Genomic DNA, 15821 nt, shown 5'->3' with positions numbered 1-15821 from the left:
AATGCATAAACAAGATTTTTATAATGATATTATCGATGATGAAACTGAAGATTTTAATCTTAGAGAACAATTAGATAAGTATTTAATTCATTGGCGTTGGTTTTTATTAAGTATTTTTTTGGGATTGGTTTTATCTTTTTTATATTTAAGATATACAGTACCAAGTTTTGAAGCAACGACTACAATACTTGTTAAAGACGAGAAAAAAGGTGGTATGCTTTCTGAATTGTCGGCTTTTGCTGATCTAGGAATTGGTGGAAGTATGATAAACAACGTTGATAATGAAATTGAAATTTTAAAGTCTAGAACATTAGTAGAAAGCACAATAAAGAAGCTAAATCTAAATGTTAGCTTATTCGTAACTGGTAAAGTTATTGATCTTGATATATATGCAAAATCTCCTATAAAGGCATTTTTTATCAATAAAACTAGTTCATTTGATAAAGCTGATGTAGTTTTTAAGTGTAATCTTTTGAATGATAATTCTTTTCAATTAGAAACAGAAAAAGACAATGTAATTGGTTTAGATGATGAAAATGTTATCTTGTCTGCAAAAAAAGAGTTTAAATTTGGAGAAAAAATTAGCACTCGATTTGGTACGTTGGTAGTTACGAAGACTCAATTTTATGAGAAAAATAAAGATGGCAAATTTAAAAATATACTAATAGTTATACAAACCTTAGATGATTTAACGGAAGGGTTCAGAAAAAAATTAAAAGTTGATCCTATTAGTAAAACGAGTAGTGTAGTTAGTGTTTCTATTTCTGATCCTGTATCTAAAAAAGCGGAAGACTTCTTGGATAATATGATTCAGATCTACAATGAAGATGCGGCGGAAGATAAAAATTATATTTCAGAAAACACGTCTAAGTTTATTGCAAGCAGATTAGCATTAATAGCTCAGGAATTAGATGGTGTTGAACAAGATGTAGAAACATTTAAAAAAAGCAACAAACTTACAGATATTGAATCAGAAGCAAAACTTTTTATTGAAGGTTCAACGGAGTATGATAAAAAAGGAGTTGAAACGGAAATTCAATTAAATGTTGTTTCTTCACTTTTAGATTTTATTAAAAAAAGCACGAATTCCGATTTGCTGCCAACTAATATGATTTCTGATAATGCTGATGCAAGCGGGTTAATTTCGTCTTACAATCAGTTAGTTTTAGATCGCAACAGAATTTTAAAATCTGCCACTGAAGAAAATCCTTCTGTGGTTAAATTAAACCAAGAAATTTCATCTTTAAAATCAAATGTTGCAGCAAGCTTGAGACGTATGCAGTCTAATTTGCAAATTCAAAATCGTGATATAAAAAGCCAAGAAGGAATTTTAAACAGTAAAATTGGTAAAATTCCTGTGCAAGAACGTCAGTTTAGAGTAATTGCTAGACAGCAAAAAGTTAAAGAAGAATTGTATTTGTATTTACTTCAAAAACGTGAAGAAACTGCCATTTCGTTGTCTGCAACAGAACCTAATGCTCGAGTAATTGACGTCGCAAAAGCAGATAAAGACCCAATTAGTCCAAAGAAAAAAATTATTTATTTGGCTGGAATGCTTTTAGGATTATTGATTCCGTTTGGTGTCATTTATGGGAATGACTTATTAGATACAAAAATTAAGAGCAAATTGGATCTTGAAGGAAAAACACAAATTCCATTTATTGGAGATGTACCAACTTCAGATGATATTGCTGAATTAATTAAATCAGAAAGCAGGACAAGTTCTGCAGAGGCAATTCGTATTGTGCGAACGAACTTGGAGTTTATGCTTACCAAAGTTCCTGAAGGAATTGCAAAAACTGTTTTTGTAACATCAACTTTCCCTTCAGAAGGTAAAACTTTTATATCCGTAAATCTTGCAGCAACTTTTGCTTTATCTGGTCGACGTGTTTTATTGGTTGGTTCTGATATTCGTAATCCAAAGTTTGGTGAGTATATCAATGTGCCAAGCGTAGGTTTGACTAATTATTTGTCATCAACTGATAAAGATGTTAGAGATTATATTATTAAACACGAAGGCTACAAGAATTTCTTTATCCTGCCATCAGGTGTGATTCCGCCAAATCCGGCTGAATTATTGATGAGCAATAAAGTGGATCAGCTTTTTGCAGAACTTAAAAAAGAGTATGATTATATTATTGTAGATACGGCGCCAGTTAGCTTGGTTACAGATACCCTATTAATTGCTAAAAACGCGGATACTTTTGTATATGTAATGCGTGCGAACGTATTAGAAAAGCGTATGTTGAATATCGCTAACACTTTCTATAAAGAGAAGAAATTACCTAATATGTGTATCGTCCTTAATGATACAGATTCTACAAAAGGTTATGGATATGGCTATGGTTATGGTGTACGAGTAGAGAAAAAACCTTGGTACAAAAAGTTAATCTCTAAGTAATAAAAAGAAGATTGCATAAAAAAACGGCTCAATTACTTGAGCCGTTTTTTTATGCAGTATTTTTAGTTTTAAATCAATTGGGGTCAGAATTTGAAAAATTGATTGTTTGCAATAATTTCTTTTAAAACTTTAATGTTATTATTGTCAATTTTTACTTTCTGATTGAATGATGCAATATGATTATTATGGTGTACATCTGTTCCGACAAAATCATACATTCCTTTTTTTAGAAGCTCGTCGGCGATTTTTGTGATTTCACTGCCATAATATCCAACTGTTGCAAGCAGGTTAAGCTGAAACAAACAACCAGCCTTTTTTAATTTATCATATTCATTGAAATTTTTATGATAAAATAAATAGCGTTCAGGATGTGCTAAAACAGGGATATATCCCGCAACCTGAAGATCAAAGAGAATTTTGTATAATTGAACTGGTGCGTTCATGTACGACATTTCAACTAACACATAATTGTCTTTTAATGTCAAAAGCTTTTCGTTTTGAAAATGGGTTTCAAACCAGTCATCCATGAAATATTCTGCAGCAGCCTGAAATGGAATTTTAGTATTTTTGGCTTCCAGTAAAATTTGAGTTTCTTTATGTTTGGCAATAATCGATTCGGGCGAATTATTCCAAATATAATGACTAATATGAGGAGTTGCAATAAATTGAACAACGCCCATTTCTTCAAAAGACTTTGCAAGTCTGTTTGTGTCTTCTATCGTTTTTGCACCATCATCGATTCCTGGCAATAAATGTGAATGGATATCAACATAATTACCAGCTAGAAGGTCCTTTAAATACGGTTTTGATTTTAAGAATGATAACATGCTGCAAAAGTAAGTAAACTACTCTATATTTTCGAACTCAAAATGGTAAACTTTTTATAATATAGATTTTGAGTGGCAATCTAATTTTTCTATCTCAGGTATTATTTTATATTTGTTTCTGCTAATAATTTAATATTTTATAAAAATTAAAGAAAATTTGTATAATAAAAGAATTGTTTCTATCGATGCTTTGCGAGGAATTACCATTTTTGTAATGATTTTTGTAAATGAGCTGGCAAGTGTAAAAAATGTGCCTCAATGGATGAAGCATATGCCAGCCGATGCTGATGCAATGACTTTTGTTGATTTAGTTTTTCCTGCTTTTTTGTTTATTGTAGGAATGTCAATTCCATTTGCCTTTAATGCTCGGTTAATAAAAGGAGATAGCCCTAAAACGATTTGGACTCATACACTTAAAAGGGCATTGGCTTTGATTATTATTGGTGTTTTTATGGTAAATGCCGAATATGGTTATGATGCCTCAAAAATGTTGATCGCACCTGCTTTTTGGGGATTATTGGCTTATGCAATGCCAATTCCGATTTGGAATAAATATTCGAAGGATTTTTCAATCTGGCTAAAATATACACTTCAGTATGGTGGAATGCTGGTTTTGGCTGTTCTATATTTTCTTTATATTCAGGATACAGGCGAAAGAGGAATGACTCCAAAATGGTGGGGAATTCTTGGTCTTATTGGATGGGCGTATCTTTTTACCGTTGTTTATTATTGGCTAGTTTGGGGTAAATTATGGGCAATGATTGTCTTTTTAATTTTTTGTGTTACAGCAAATTCACTGAATTTAATCGAAGGCTCTATAATACAACAATCATTCTGGCTAAGTTTTATAGCTGGACACTTAACACATGCTTCTTTAGTTAGTGCAGGAGTTGTTATTTCGTTATTGTTTTTTGATAAGAAAATCGAAACCAAAATTAATTGGCCAGTAATTGGTTTTGCAGTTTTATTTTTTATTGTCGGTTATTGGCTTAGACCTTACTTTGGAATTTCAAAAATTAAAGGAACTCCGTCATGGACAATGTTTTCGGCAACAATTTGTACAGTATTATTTTATTTTCTGTATTGGCTTATGGAAATTAAAAAGCAAACAAAGTGGAGCGAATTTTTTATGCCCGCCGCCGCAAATCCGCTTTTGATTTATATTTTGCCGGGTGTAATCTATTATTTCAATCTGGCTTTTAATATTCATATAATTCCCGATTATTTCCGCGAAGGAATTCCAGGAATTATCTGGTCCTTAGTTTTTTCGACGATTATGCTTTTGGTTATGAAAATTTGCAACAGATATAAAATTCAGCTGCATTTGTAGAGGGAATGGTTTCACGTTTGCTCCGCCAATTCGGCTTCCAGCCTCGGGTCAGGTTTCAGGTTTCAAGTTCAGCACAAAACCTGAAACTTGAAACTTGAAACTTGAAACCTGAAACCTGAAACCTGAAACCTGAAACAAAACTCACCTAACTCGCTTAAACGCGATTGGCCCATTCCGACCTTTATTATCAACAAAAGTTCCTTCGAGAGTATTTCCATCTTCAGATAGAATTAAAGTATGCGTTCCGGCAGTCGCCCAACCATCAATTGGTAAAGTCACATTTACTGTATAGGTAATTGTATTTCCAATTCGTTTTCCAGTGCCGCTTTCTACAAATTTTTGCCCATTCCATTCTAAATAATGAGAGAAAATGACTTTTCCGTTTTGTTCGGAGATAATGGCTACTGCATTTGATACACCAGAATTAATATCTGTCCAAACGCCATTAATATCTATTTTTGGAGTGACAGATTTTTTTTGGCTGTAGCCGAAATTGAAAAATAAGGAAGTCATTAAAAGCAAAAGTTTTATTTTCATGTTTTTAATTTTGAATTATAACAGATTTAATTTCTAATAAAGCTCCAGAAACTGGTTTGTAATTTACAAAGTTGAATTTGCACAGATTGTGAATATTCAAAAGTTTTCCGTCAGCTAGCCCGTCTTGTTTGAAGTTTTTCCAAGGAATTTGTAATGTGGTAAAATGTTTTGGAGATGCGGGTAAATCTACCATCGGATGCGAGCCACCATGAATACAGCCAGTTCCTTCGGTATTTCCTTCCCGTGCCTGCAGTTTTATTAACTGAGTTGATTTATAAATTATTGTTACAAAACCAGAATTCTCAGATAGATTTTTCGGAATTCCTTCGTTTGTTTCTGATGGAATAATAGTAACATTCAGTTCAATTTCTCCTACTGGAAAATCTTTAGCTGTTACACGTATAATGCCTTCTTTCTCGCGAACAGCGTTGATGATTTCTTGGTTTTCTGCTACCGGACCTGCAATAAACCAAGTGTTTGATTTAACAAGATCTGTACCTTCCCAAATAAAACTCGAGGTAAAAAAGAAAAGCACAAAACATATTAAGAGGGGACGAATCATAGAATCGATTATTTTTTGAAATTCACTTTCATTCTTTCAAAGATACTTTTTCTTAGGTATTTAATTTTCTCACTGTAAATCTTTTTAAAATAAATGTTATTGTCTTAATAAAATTCTAAATTTGTAAGAATGCATTCTTAAAGTCTTTTTAATGAATAGTTTAAAAGTAAAATTTATCTTGTTTGTAATTTTTATTTCACCATTTTGTTATTCGCAAAATGATAGTACTGCTGTGGAAAGCCAAGATATTTTAGATGTTATTCATAAAATATTTACAAAAAAAAGTGATTCAATATCTGAACGAAAGGACCGAAAGCTGGCTTTTTCATTATTGCCAGTTCCTGTTGGGGCAAACAATTCAAATGGGTTGGTTGTTTCTTTCCTAACTACATTTTATTTAGGTGAAGATTATGAAACCACAAATATGTCACAGGTTTCTTTTTCTCCTTATTTTAGTTTCAGCAATCAATATGTGTTTCCTATTCAATCGTATATTTATACAAAAGAGAATAAATGGAATTTCATTGGTGACTATCGTTATATGATTTACCCGCAGCTGACTTATGGACTGGGGGATAACAACTCAAAAGAAGAAATGTCGACTTTAGATTATCAGCAATGGCGTTTTTATCAATTTATTACGCGCAAAGTTGTTGGGAATTATAGGTTGGGAATTGGTTTTCTGTATGACAATTACACTAATATTTCTGAAGATTCTAATATCGATGAAGAGACGGATTACGTTAAATACATGAATGGGGATTTTTCAGATGAAACCTCGTTTGGATTTGCTTTTCAAGGTTTGTATGATTCCAGAAAAAACATCGTGAATCCGGAAGAGGGAATGTATATTGAAGCCGATTTACGAATAAATACAAGTGGCGTGAACGGTGACAAATGGCAGTCTTTATATTTTGATGCCCGAAAATACCATTCCTTCAGTAAAACTAAACATCGTGTTTGGGCTTCGAGGGCTTTTTATTGGTCTACTTTTGGTGGAAAACCGCATTATCTTGATTTGCCGAGTATTGGCTGGGATCGTGACGGAAAAACGGGACGTGGCTTTACAAAAAACAGATACCGCAGCAACGCATTGATTTATTTTGAAACGGAATATAGAACGGATATAACCAGAAATGGCTTTTTTGGTGCTGTGTTTTTTGCTAATATTTCATCAGTTTCAAAACTTGATACGTATCAATTTGATAAATGGCATCCCGCTGTCGGGACGGGAGTTCGAATTAAATGGAACAAAAAAAACAATAGTAATTTAGCCTTGGATTACGGAATAAGTAAAAACGACTGGTCTTTGCGACTGGGTTTAACAGAAAATTTCTAACTTCCCCAAAAATCAGCAGTTTCAAATTTTCATGCAATTATCGGTAATAATTCTTAATTATAATGTAAGATACTTTCTGGAACAGTGCGTTTTAAGTGTTCAGGAAGCCATTACTATGCTTGATGGTGAAATTATCGTTGTTGATAATAATTCAGCAGATGATTCCTGCTTGATGATGATGGAACGATTTCCTTCGATAAAATTTATTCAAAATGAAGAAAATTTCGGATTTCCGAAAGGGAATAACATTGCCGTTAAAGAAGCAAAAGGAAAATATATTTGTATTTTAAATCCTGATACGGTTGTTGCAGAAGATACTTTTACTAAAATTTTGGCTTTCGCCGAAGAAAAAAAAGACTTGGGGATAATTGGGTGTAAACTAATTGACGGAACTGGAAATTTTTTGCCCGAAAGCAAACGCGGTATTCCAACGCCTTGGGTTGCCTTTACGAAAGTTTTAGGGTTGTATAAAATCTTTCCAAAATGGAAATTTTTCAACCAATATTACGCACAGCATTTAGACCAAAATCAAACCGGAAAAGTTGAGATTTTAGTTGGTGCATTTATGTTCATGGAGCGTGAACTTTATACAGATTTAAAAGGATTTGATGAAAATTGTTTTATGTATGCTGATGATATTGATTTGTCGTATCGCGCGCTGCAAAAACAAAAGCCAAATTATTATTTTCATGAAACGACAGTTTTGCATTATAAAGGAGAAAGCACCGTTAAAGACGAAAAATACATGAAGCGTTTTCAAGAAGCAATGAATTTTTTTTATCAAAAGCATTTTCAGAAATCCTTCTTTTTTAGCGCTTTTATTCAAATTGGGATTTGGTTTTTCGCTTTTCTTAAAATGTTTCAAGGAAAACCAAAACGAAAACTTTTGCCAGAAAAGTATATTTTTTATTCCTTAAATAGTATTTTGTCTGAAAAATTACCTGCAATTCTAAAAAATAAAGTACAGTTTTTAGATTTCAAAAAAGAAAAAATGGTAAATTCGTGCCACGTTTTTAAGGGAAAAAAGGTTGAGATTATTTTGGATAATCAGTACGTTTCATTCAAAAAATGTATCAAAATCATAGAAACTCTTAAAGATAAGAACGTTACTTTTAAGATTTTCCCCAAAAACACAAATTTTATTATTGGAAGCAATTCGCGAAATGACAGGGGGCAAATTGTAAAAATTGAGTAAAAAATTATATTAAATGTAATTTATATTTAAAAAATTCGGTAATTTCGCAATCTGAAAATCAAAATCACCCTTGAGGTTAACAATATGGCAAGATTTGAATTAAAACTTCCTAAAATGGGAGAAAGTGTCGCTGAAGCAACTATTACAAACTGGTTGAAAGAAGTTGGAGACAGAATTGAAGCTGATGAAGCTGTGCTGGAAATTGCGACTGATAAAGTTGACAGTGAAGTGCCAAGTGAGGTATCAGGTGTTTTAATTGAACAATTATTTGGTAAAGATGATTTAGTTCAAGTAGGACAAACTATTGCGATTATTGAAACAGAAGGTGATGCTCCGGCTCCTAAAAAAGCTGAGGAAACAGCAGCTCCTGCAGCTGCGGTGGAAATTGAAAAAACAATTGAAGCGGTAAAAGAAACGGTAAGTGCTCCGCAGGATTTTGCTTCATCAGATAAATTCTTTTCTCCGCTAGTTAAAAATATTGCAAAAGAAGAAGGTGTTTCTGTTGCTGAGCTTGATAGTATTCAAGGTTCAGGAAAAGATGGTCGTGTTACAAAAGAAGATATTTTAAAATATATTGAAGATCGCAAATCGGGTGTGGTTGCGGCAATTCCTGCATCAGCGCCTGTAAAGGTTGCTGAACCTGCAAAAGTGGTTGAGCCAGTGGTTCAAAAAAGTCAACAAGCAGTTCCGGTTTCAGTAAATGGAGGTGACGAAATTATTGAAATGGACAGAATGCGTAAATTGATTTCAGGTTACATGGTAGCATCTGTTCAGACTTCGGCACACGTTCAGTCGTTTATTGAAGTTGATGTGACAAATATTGTAAAATGGAGAGATAAAGTTAAAACGGCTTTTGAAAAAAGAGAAGGCGAGAAGCTGACTTTTACGCCAATTATGATGGAAGCAGTTGCAAAAGCTCTGAAAGATTTTCCAGGAATGAATATTTCTGTTGATGGCGATTATATCATTAAAAAGAAAAATATAAATTTAGGAATGGCGGCAGCGTTGCCAAACGGAAATTTAATTGTTCCTGTAATTAAAAATGCAGATCAGTTAAATTTAGTTGGAATGGCAAAAGCGGTAAACGATTTAGGAAATCGTGCTAAAGCTGGAAAACTTAAACCAGACGATACACAAGGCGGCACGTACACGGTTACAAATGTGGGAACTTTTGGAAGTGTTTTCGGAACGCCAATTATCAATCAGCCACAGGTTGGGATTTTAGCACTTGGTGCAATTCGCAAAGTGCCGGCTGTTATTGAAACGCCAGAAGGTGATTTTATCGGAATTCGTCAAAAAATGTTCTTATCACATTCTTACGATCATAGAGTTGTGGATGGTGCATTAGGCGGAAGTTTTGTAAAAAGAGTAGCAGAATACTTAGAAGCTTTTGATGTAGATAGAGATTTCTAGTCAGTTCATAAATAAAATAAATTCAAGACCCGGAAAATAAATGTTTTCCGGGTTTTTTATTAGCCATAAAAATTGAAAAATATATTTTATGTAGGATTGATTCTTGTTGTTTTAGAAAGTTAAAATCTATAAAATAGCCTTTTTTTGGGCAAAAAAATAAAAATAGGGATGGAAAATTCGGCTTTTAAAATTACATTTGTAATCTTATAAAAATTAAAATGGAATTAAAACTAAACAAACCAATTTGCTTTTTTGATCTTGAAACAACTGGAATTGACATTGGTAAAGATCGGATCGTAGAAATTTCAATTTTTAAAGTTTTTCCAAACGGAAATAAAGAAAGTAAAACTTGGCTAGTAAATCCAACTATTCCAATTCCTCCCCAAACAACAGCTGTTCACGGAATAACCGATGAAAAAGTGGCCAACGAACCAACTTTTGCTGAATTGGCTCCGCTTGTTTATAATATGATAAAAGATAGTGATTTGGGTGGTTTCAACTCAGATCGTTTTGATATTCCATTATTGGCTGAAGAATTGCTTCGTGCTGGAGTTGATTTTGATATGAAAAACAAAGTTTCTGTAGATGTTCAGACGATTTTTCATAAAATGGAAGAACGTACTTTAAGTGCGGCATTAAAATTCTATTGCGGGAAAAGTCTTGAAAATGCACACTCAGCAGAAGCGGATACAATGGCGACTTACGAAATTTTGAAAGCGCAGTTAGATCGTTATCCTGATTTGGAAAACGATATGAAAGCATTGTCCGAATTTACAACTCGTAAAAAAATCGCCGATTTTGCCGGAATGATTGCTTTTGATAAAGATGACGAAGAAATATTTACTTTCGGGAAACATAAAGGCGCAAAAGTGGAGAAAATTTTAGAAACAGAACCTGGCTATTTCAGCTGGATTCAGAACGCTGATTTTCCTTTGTATACCAAGAAAGTTTTAACTGGAATTAAATTAAGAAAATTAAATACAAAATAAGGTTCTAAGATCCTAAGATTCTGAGGTTCTAAGTTTTTTTAGATTCTTAGTGTCTTAGAATCTCAGTATCTCAGCAACTTAAAAAAAGAATGAAAATTATCTGTATCGGTAGAAATTATACCAATCATATCGCGGAATTAAAAAATGAGCGCCCTGCGGAGCCTGTAGTTTTTATGAAACCGGATTCGGCAGTTTTGTTGAAACAACATCCCTTTGTAATTCCAGAATTTTCTGAGGAAATTCATCACGAAATAGAGATAATTGTTAAAATTAATAAAGTAGGGAAGTATATCGAACCTAAATTTGCGCATAAGTATTATGATGAAATTAGTGTAGGTATCGATTTTACAGCCAGAGATTTACAAGATAAATTAAAAGCAAAAGGATTGCCTTGGGAAAAAGCAAAAGCATTTGACGGCTCGGCGGTCATTGGAGATTTTTTGCCAAAAAGTGATTTCGTTTCTATGGAAAATCTTACTTTTGAGTTAACTAATAATTCTAAAACGGTTCAAAAAGGAAATACAGGTTTGATGTTGTGGAAAATTGATGAGCTAGTATCTTATGTTTCGCAGTTTTTTACACTAAAAATTGGGGATATTATTTTTACAGGAACTCCTGAAGGTGTGGCTTCTGTAAAACCAAATGATGTTTTAGAAGGCTTTTTAGAAGATAAAAAATTATTCAGAATACAAGTAAAATAATGGCTTTAAAGTACAACCTTTCGAAAGTATATGCACTTTCAGATAATGATCCAGAATTTGTAAACGAAATTCTTAAATTATTTGTTACTGAAGTTCCTGAGGATTTAAAACAAATCAAAGAAGGAATTAAAAAAAAGGATCATAAGTATGCTTATTCGTATGCGCACAAAATAAAGCCTACATTAGACTTGATGGGCTTGAATGTGGCTTTTGAGGAGATTCTGCAAGTTGAAGCATGGACTAAGGCGGAAGGTAAGAAAAAAGATATTATCGAAACTTTTAAAAGTATTAAAATACAAGTAAAAGAAGCGATAAAAGAGATCAAAAAAGATTTTGATCTGTAAAATTATTATGGCGTGACCCTATTTTTGCCCTTTAAAAAGTCAGGGCAAAAATAGGGTCGGGTTATCCACTATATCTTTTGTTCCAGAAAAAAATCATTTAACGAGCACTTAATATTTGTCACAAAAGGATGCCGTTTCTACCCCTCACGCATATCGGAACACAACAACCTACTTTCTGCTAATGGCTTACAATTACTTAAGTACAAAAAATACATTTGAATGAAAGCAACCATTATAACTATTGGAGACGAAATTTTAATAGGCCAGATTATTGATACAAACTCTGGTTTTATAGCAAAATCATTAGACCGAATTGGAGTTGAAGTGACAGAAATGATTTCGATAAGCGATGATAAAAAACACATTTTAGATACTTTTGCTCAACTTCAGAATAAAGTAGATATTGTTATTGTGACCGGTGGTTTAGGTCCTACAAAAGATGATGTTACCAAAAAAACGTTCTGCGAATATTTTGATGATGAACTAGTGGTGAATCCAGAAGTTCTGGCGCATGTTACACAGCTTATAGAAGGTTTTTATAAAAGACCAATTTCGCAGTTAAATAAAGATCAAGCATTAGTTCCGTCAACTTGTACAGTGCTTCATAATCAAGTTGGAACCGCACCTGGAATGTGGATGAAGAAAGAAAATACCGTTTTTGTTTCTTTGCCGGGTGTTCCTTACGAAATGAAATATTTGGTAGAAGAAGAGATAATTCCGAAAATAGTTCGCGAATACAAACGCCCGTATATCATTCATAAAACTATTTTGACATACGGTCAGGGAGAAAGTTTAGTGGCGGAGCGTATTGAAGAATGGGAAAATAATTTGCCTGATTTTATCAAATTGGCTTATTTGCCAAACCCAGGAAGAGTGCGTTTGCGTTTAACCGCAAGAGGAACTGATAAAGAACAATTAGAAAAAGCAATTGAAGATAGTGTGCAGTCTTTAGATGCGATAATTCATGATATAATAGTTGGTTACGAAGAAAATGAAACAATTGAAACCGTAATTGGCAAGTTGCTATCTAAGCAAAATAAAACGATTTCAACTGCAGAAAGCTGTACCGGAGGAAGAATTGCTTCGCTTTTGTCTTCTGTGCCGGGATCTTCAAAATATTTTAGCGGAAGTGTGGTTTCGTACGCAACAGAAGCTAAGGTCAATGTTTTGGGCATTTCGCAAGATTTGATAGATCAATATTCGGTTGTAAGTGCGCAAGTTGCGTCGGCTATGGCTTTGAGCGTGAAAGAGATGCTAAAAACCGACTACGCGATTGCGACAACCGGGAACGCCGGACCCTCAAAAGGAGAGTCAGATGCTGAAATTGGTGCTGTTTTTATAGCTTTGGCGACACCGGATGATATAATTGTAGAAGAATTTAACTTTGGCCAACCACGTGAAAAAGTGATAGATAGAGCTACAATTAAGAGTTTGGAAATATTACAGAAAGAAATTTTAAAAATTGTGCAATAATTTTTTGCTACAATGGTTTATTTTTCTTTTCTTTGCACCCTGATTTTGAATAACGATAAAAGATAAGTATAATGTCAAGAGTTTGTGACCTTACAGGTAAAAGAGCGATGGTAGGAAATAACGTTTCTCACGCTATGAACAAAACTAAGAGAAAGTTTTCTGTAAACTTAGTTAAAAAGCGTTTTTATCTTCCAGAAGAAGATAGATGGATTACTCTTAGAGTAGCAGCATCTACGATAAAAACAATTAATAAAAATGGAATCACTGCTGTTTTGAAAAAAGCACAGTCAGAAGGATTTATCAAATAATCTTTTCCTAAATAAATATATAGCAAGATGGCAAAGAAAGGTAATAGAATCCAAGTAATTTTAGAATGTACTGAGCACAAGACTTCTGGTGTTCCAGGAACTTCTAGATATATTACAACTAAGAACAAAAAAAATACTCCAGACAGATTAGAGATTAAAAAATTTAATCCAATCTTGAAAAGAGTAACTGTTCACAAAGAAATTAAGTAATAATTAGAGATTTTTGTAAATCTCAATGGTTTGGCCATTCGAGTTTTATAAAAGCTTAAAATAACATTTGAATCATGGCAAAGAAAACCGTAGCATCGTTACAAACATCTTCTAAGAGATTATCAAAAGCCATCAAAATGGTAAAATCTCCTAAAACTGGTGCATATACATTCGTAGAATCTATTATGGCTCCTGAAGAAGTTGATGAATTCTTGAAAAAGAAATAATTACAATTACATTATATAGAAAAGCTACTTTCATTCGGAAGTAGCTTTTTTATTACCTATATTTGTCTAAAAATTTAAAGAATCGTAACAATTGGCTCTTTTTTGGAGAACAATTGCACTTTCCTTAAAGATTTAGATTTCTGATCTGAAAATCAAGAAATCTAATAATCAAATAATCTACAAAAAAATGAGTTTTTTTAAAAAATTATTCTCTACCGAAAAAAAAGAGACTTTAGACAAAGGTCTTGAAAAAACAAAAACTACTTTTTTCTCAAAGCTAAGTAAAGCCGTTGCTGGAAAATCTAAAGTTGATGATGATGTTTTAGATAATCTGGAAGAAGTTCTTGTAGCTTCTGATGTTGGTGTGAATACAACTTTGAAAATTATCGAGAGAATCGAAAAACGTGTTTCTGAAGATAAATATTTGGGAACTGACGAATTGAATCAGATTCTTAGAGATGAAATAGGAGCTTTATTGTCTGAAACCAATACTGGTGAAGCAACAGAATTTGAAATTCCAAAAGATAAAAAACCTTACGTTTTAATGGTTGTGGGGGTTAATGGTGTTGGAAAAACTACAACTATTGGGAAATTAGCATATCAATTTAAGAAGGCTGGTCATAAAGTAGTTCTAGGTGCTGCAGATACTTTCCGCGCGGCTGCAATAGATCAATTGCAGGTTTGGGCAGATCGAGTTGATGTACCAATTGTAAGACAAAATATGGGGAGTGATCCTGCTTCTGTAGCGTTTGATACATTGCAATCTGCCGTGGCTCAAAATGCTGATGTTGTTATTATTGATACTGCTGGACGTTTGCATAATAAGATCAACTTAATGAACGAGCTGACAAAAGTAAAACGTGTGATGCAGAAAGTTATTGATGATGCGCCTCATGATGTTCTTTTAGTTTTGGATGGTTCAACTGGACAAAATGCTTTTGAGCAGGCTAAACAGTTTACTGCGGCGACTGAAGTAACTTCTTTAGCGGTAACTAAATTGGACGGAACTGCAAAAGGTGGCGTTGTAATTGGTATTTCGGATCAATTTAAAATTCCTGTAAAATATATTGGTGTCGGCGAAGGAATTGAAGATTTACAGGTGTTTAATAAATATGAATTCGTTGACAGTTTCTTTAAATAATATATAATGAGTTTTTCTTCTTTAAAAAATATATCGGCTGTAGTTTTTTATTTTGCAAGTGTTATTTGCTTTGTTTTGGCAAATATGCTGCGAGACAACAGTCTTTCTTTTTACTATATTTTATTAGTTCTTGGTGTAGGTTTCTTCTTTATGGGAGTTCTTAAAAGATTGCGCACTAAGCAATAATTTATAAGGATTTTGATATGAAATACTGTTTTCTTGCTTTTCTTTTTATTGTGCTTTCATGTACACAGAGGAAAAATGGGAGCGTTGATACAAGTCAACAAGCAATTCAGAAGGTAATTGTGATGCAACCTTTAGGCAGTTTTAAAATAGAACAGTCTCAGAAAGTCTTTGCAGCAATTAAGACTATAAATCCGAAAGTAGTTTTAAGGCCAAATATTCCTTTTCCTGAAAATTCATATTATAAACCAAGAAATAGATATCGTGCTGATAGTATTATTAAAAGTCTTAAAAATAATATTGGCAAAGATTCTGTAATTGTTGGATTATCAAATTCTGATATAAGCACAACTAAAAACGAGATAAAAGATTGGGGTGTAATGGGTTTAGGTTATAAACCTGGAAAGGCCTGTGTAGTTTCAGATTTCAGATTATCTGTCACGAATAAAAATCAGCAGTTTTATAAACTCGTGTTGCACGAATTAGGTCATACAGCAGGTTTGCCACATTGCAAGATAAAAACCTGTTTGATGCGTGATGCAGAAGGCGGAAATCCATTGGATCAAGAAAAAAGCTTCTGCAAAGATTGCAAAAGCTTTTTGAAAAATAAAGGATGGCAATTAATCTAAATTACTCTCTTT

General features: G+C 33.1%; 17 protein-coding genes. 14 read left to right on the top strand and 3 right to left on the bottom strand.

The features are described 5' to 3' along the window. Position 1: 1 nt before the first annotated feature. Positions 2–2401 carry a GumC family protein gene (locus EV145_RS08095; protein ID WP_133524708.1) on the top strand — a complete coding sequence of 800 codons (2400 nt, stop codon included), beginning with the start codon at positions 2–4 and terminating at the stop codon, positions 2399–2401. Between the two features lie 83 nt (positions 2402–2484). On the opposite strand, the gene EV145_RS08090 is transcribed toward EV145_RS08095, so the two are convergent. Next, on the bottom strand, positions 2485–3228 hold the full coding sequence (locus EV145_RS08090; RefSeq protein ID WP_133524707.1) for a tyrosine-protein phosphatase: 744 nt from the start codon (positions 3226–3228) through the stop codon (positions 2485–2487). A gap of 157 nt (positions 3229–3385) precedes the next feature. Here EV145_RS08090 and EV145_RS08085 point away from each other — a divergent pair, with 157 nt between their 5' ends. Further along, positions 3386–4558, top strand: a complete 1173-nt coding sequence (locus EV145_RS08085) for a DUF5009 domain-containing protein (RefSeq protein WP_243739225.1) — start codon at positions 3386–3388, stop codon at positions 4556–4558. A gap of 141 nt (positions 4559–4699) precedes the next feature. Here EV145_RS08085 and EV145_RS08080 read toward each other — a convergent pair whose 3' ends face one another. Further along, positions 4700–5095: a hypothetical protein gene (locus tag EV145_RS08080; protein WP_133524705.1), complete on the bottom strand. Its 396-nt coding sequence runs from the start codon at positions 5093–5095 to the stop codon at positions 4700–4702. A gap of 4 nt (positions 5096–5099) precedes the next feature. After that, complete coding sequence (locus EV145_RS08075; protein ID WP_133524704.1) at positions 5100–5657, bottom strand: hypothetical protein; 558 nt, start codon at positions 5655–5657, stop codon at positions 5100–5102. A 151-nt stretch (positions 5658–5808) separates the two neighbouring features. Here EV145_RS08075 and EV145_RS08070 point away from each other — a divergent pair, with 151 nt between their 5' ends. The 12 genes from EV145_RS08070 (at position 5809) to EV145_RS08010 (ending at position 15809) form a co-directional block, all read left to right on the top strand. Continuing rightward, positions 5809–6996 (top strand): hypothetical protein, encoded by a 1188-nt coding sequence (locus EV145_RS08070; protein ID WP_243739224.1) that lies wholly within the window; start codon positions 5809–5811, stop codon positions 6994–6996. A gap of 31 nt (positions 6997–7027) precedes the next feature. Beyond that, positions 7028–8191, top strand: coding sequence for a glycosyltransferase family 2 protein (locus EV145_RS08065; protein WP_133524703.1), 1164 nt, complete (start codon positions 7028–7030; stop codon positions 8189–8191). A gap of 84 nt (positions 8192–8275) precedes the next feature. Beyond that, positions 8276–9604, top strand: a complete 1329-nt coding sequence (locus EV145_RS08060; RefSeq protein ID WP_133524702.1) for a dihydrolipoamide acetyltransferase family protein — start codon at positions 8276–8278, stop codon at positions 9602–9604. A 218-nt stretch (positions 9605–9822) separates the two neighbouring features. Beyond that, complete coding sequence (locus EV145_RS08055; RefSeq protein ID WP_133524701.1) at positions 9823–10593, top strand: 3'-5' exonuclease; 771 nt, start codon at positions 9823–9825, stop codon at positions 10591–10593. Positions 10594–10682: 89 nt separating this feature from the next. Then, the gene (locus tag EV145_RS08050; protein ID WP_133524700.1) at positions 10683–11294 is read left to right on the top strand and encodes a fumarylacetoacetate hydrolase family protein; all 612 of its coding nucleotides are present in this window, start codon (positions 10683–10685) and stop codon (positions 11292–11294) included. Continuing rightward, complete coding sequence (locus EV145_RS08045) at positions 11294–11638, top strand: Hpt domain-containing protein (protein ID WP_133524699.1); 345 nt, start codon at positions 11294–11296, stop codon at positions 11636–11638. Before EV145_RS08050 ends, EV145_RS08045 begins: the two co-directional genes overlap by 1 nt. A gap of 219 nt (positions 11639–11857) precedes the next feature. Next, positions 11858–13111 carry a CinA family nicotinamide mononucleotide deamidase-related protein gene (locus EV145_RS08040; protein WP_133524698.1) on the top strand — a complete coding sequence of 418 codons (1254 nt, stop codon included), beginning with the start codon at positions 11858–11860 and terminating at the stop codon, positions 13109–13111. A gap of 71 nt (positions 13112–13182) precedes the next feature. Then, positions 13183–13419: a 50S ribosomal protein L28 gene (gene rpmB / locus EV145_RS08035; protein ID WP_008468080.1), complete on the top strand. Its 237-nt coding sequence runs from the start codon at positions 13183–13185 to the stop codon at positions 13417–13419. Positions 13420–13446: 27 nt separating this feature from the next. Further along, positions 13447–13629 (top strand): 50S ribosomal protein L33, encoded by a 183-nt coding sequence (gene rpmG / locus EV145_RS08030; RefSeq protein ID WP_008253902.1) that lies wholly within the window; start codon positions 13447–13449, stop codon positions 13627–13629. Between the two features lie 74 nt (positions 13630–13703). Further along, on the top strand, positions 13704–13856 hold the full coding sequence (locus EV145_RS08025; protein ID WP_008468081.1) for a DUF4295 domain-containing protein: 153 nt from the start codon (positions 13704–13706) through the stop codon (positions 13854–13856). A gap of 187 nt (positions 13857–14043) precedes the next feature. After that, on the top strand, positions 14044–14997 hold the full coding sequence (gene ftsY, locus EV145_RS08020; protein ID WP_133524697.1) for a signal recognition particle-docking protein FtsY: 954 nt from the start codon (positions 14044–14046) through the stop codon (positions 14995–14997). A 203-nt stretch (positions 14998–15200) separates the two neighbouring features. Further along, complete coding sequence (locus EV145_RS08010; protein ID WP_133524695.1) at positions 15201–15809, top strand: Zn-dependent protease; 609 nt, start codon at positions 15201–15203, stop codon at positions 15807–15809. The last annotated feature ends 12 nt before the right edge of the window (positions 15810–15821 follow it).

This window comes from Flavobacterium sp. 245 (genome assembly GCF_004362055.1).
In the GTDB taxonomy this organism is placed as follows: domain Bacteria; phylum Bacteroidota; class Bacteroidia; order Flavobacteriales; family Flavobacteriaceae; genus Flavobacterium.
Note: the sequence above shows the minus strand (reverse complement) of the source record. Positions and strands in the feature narration are given on the sequence as shown.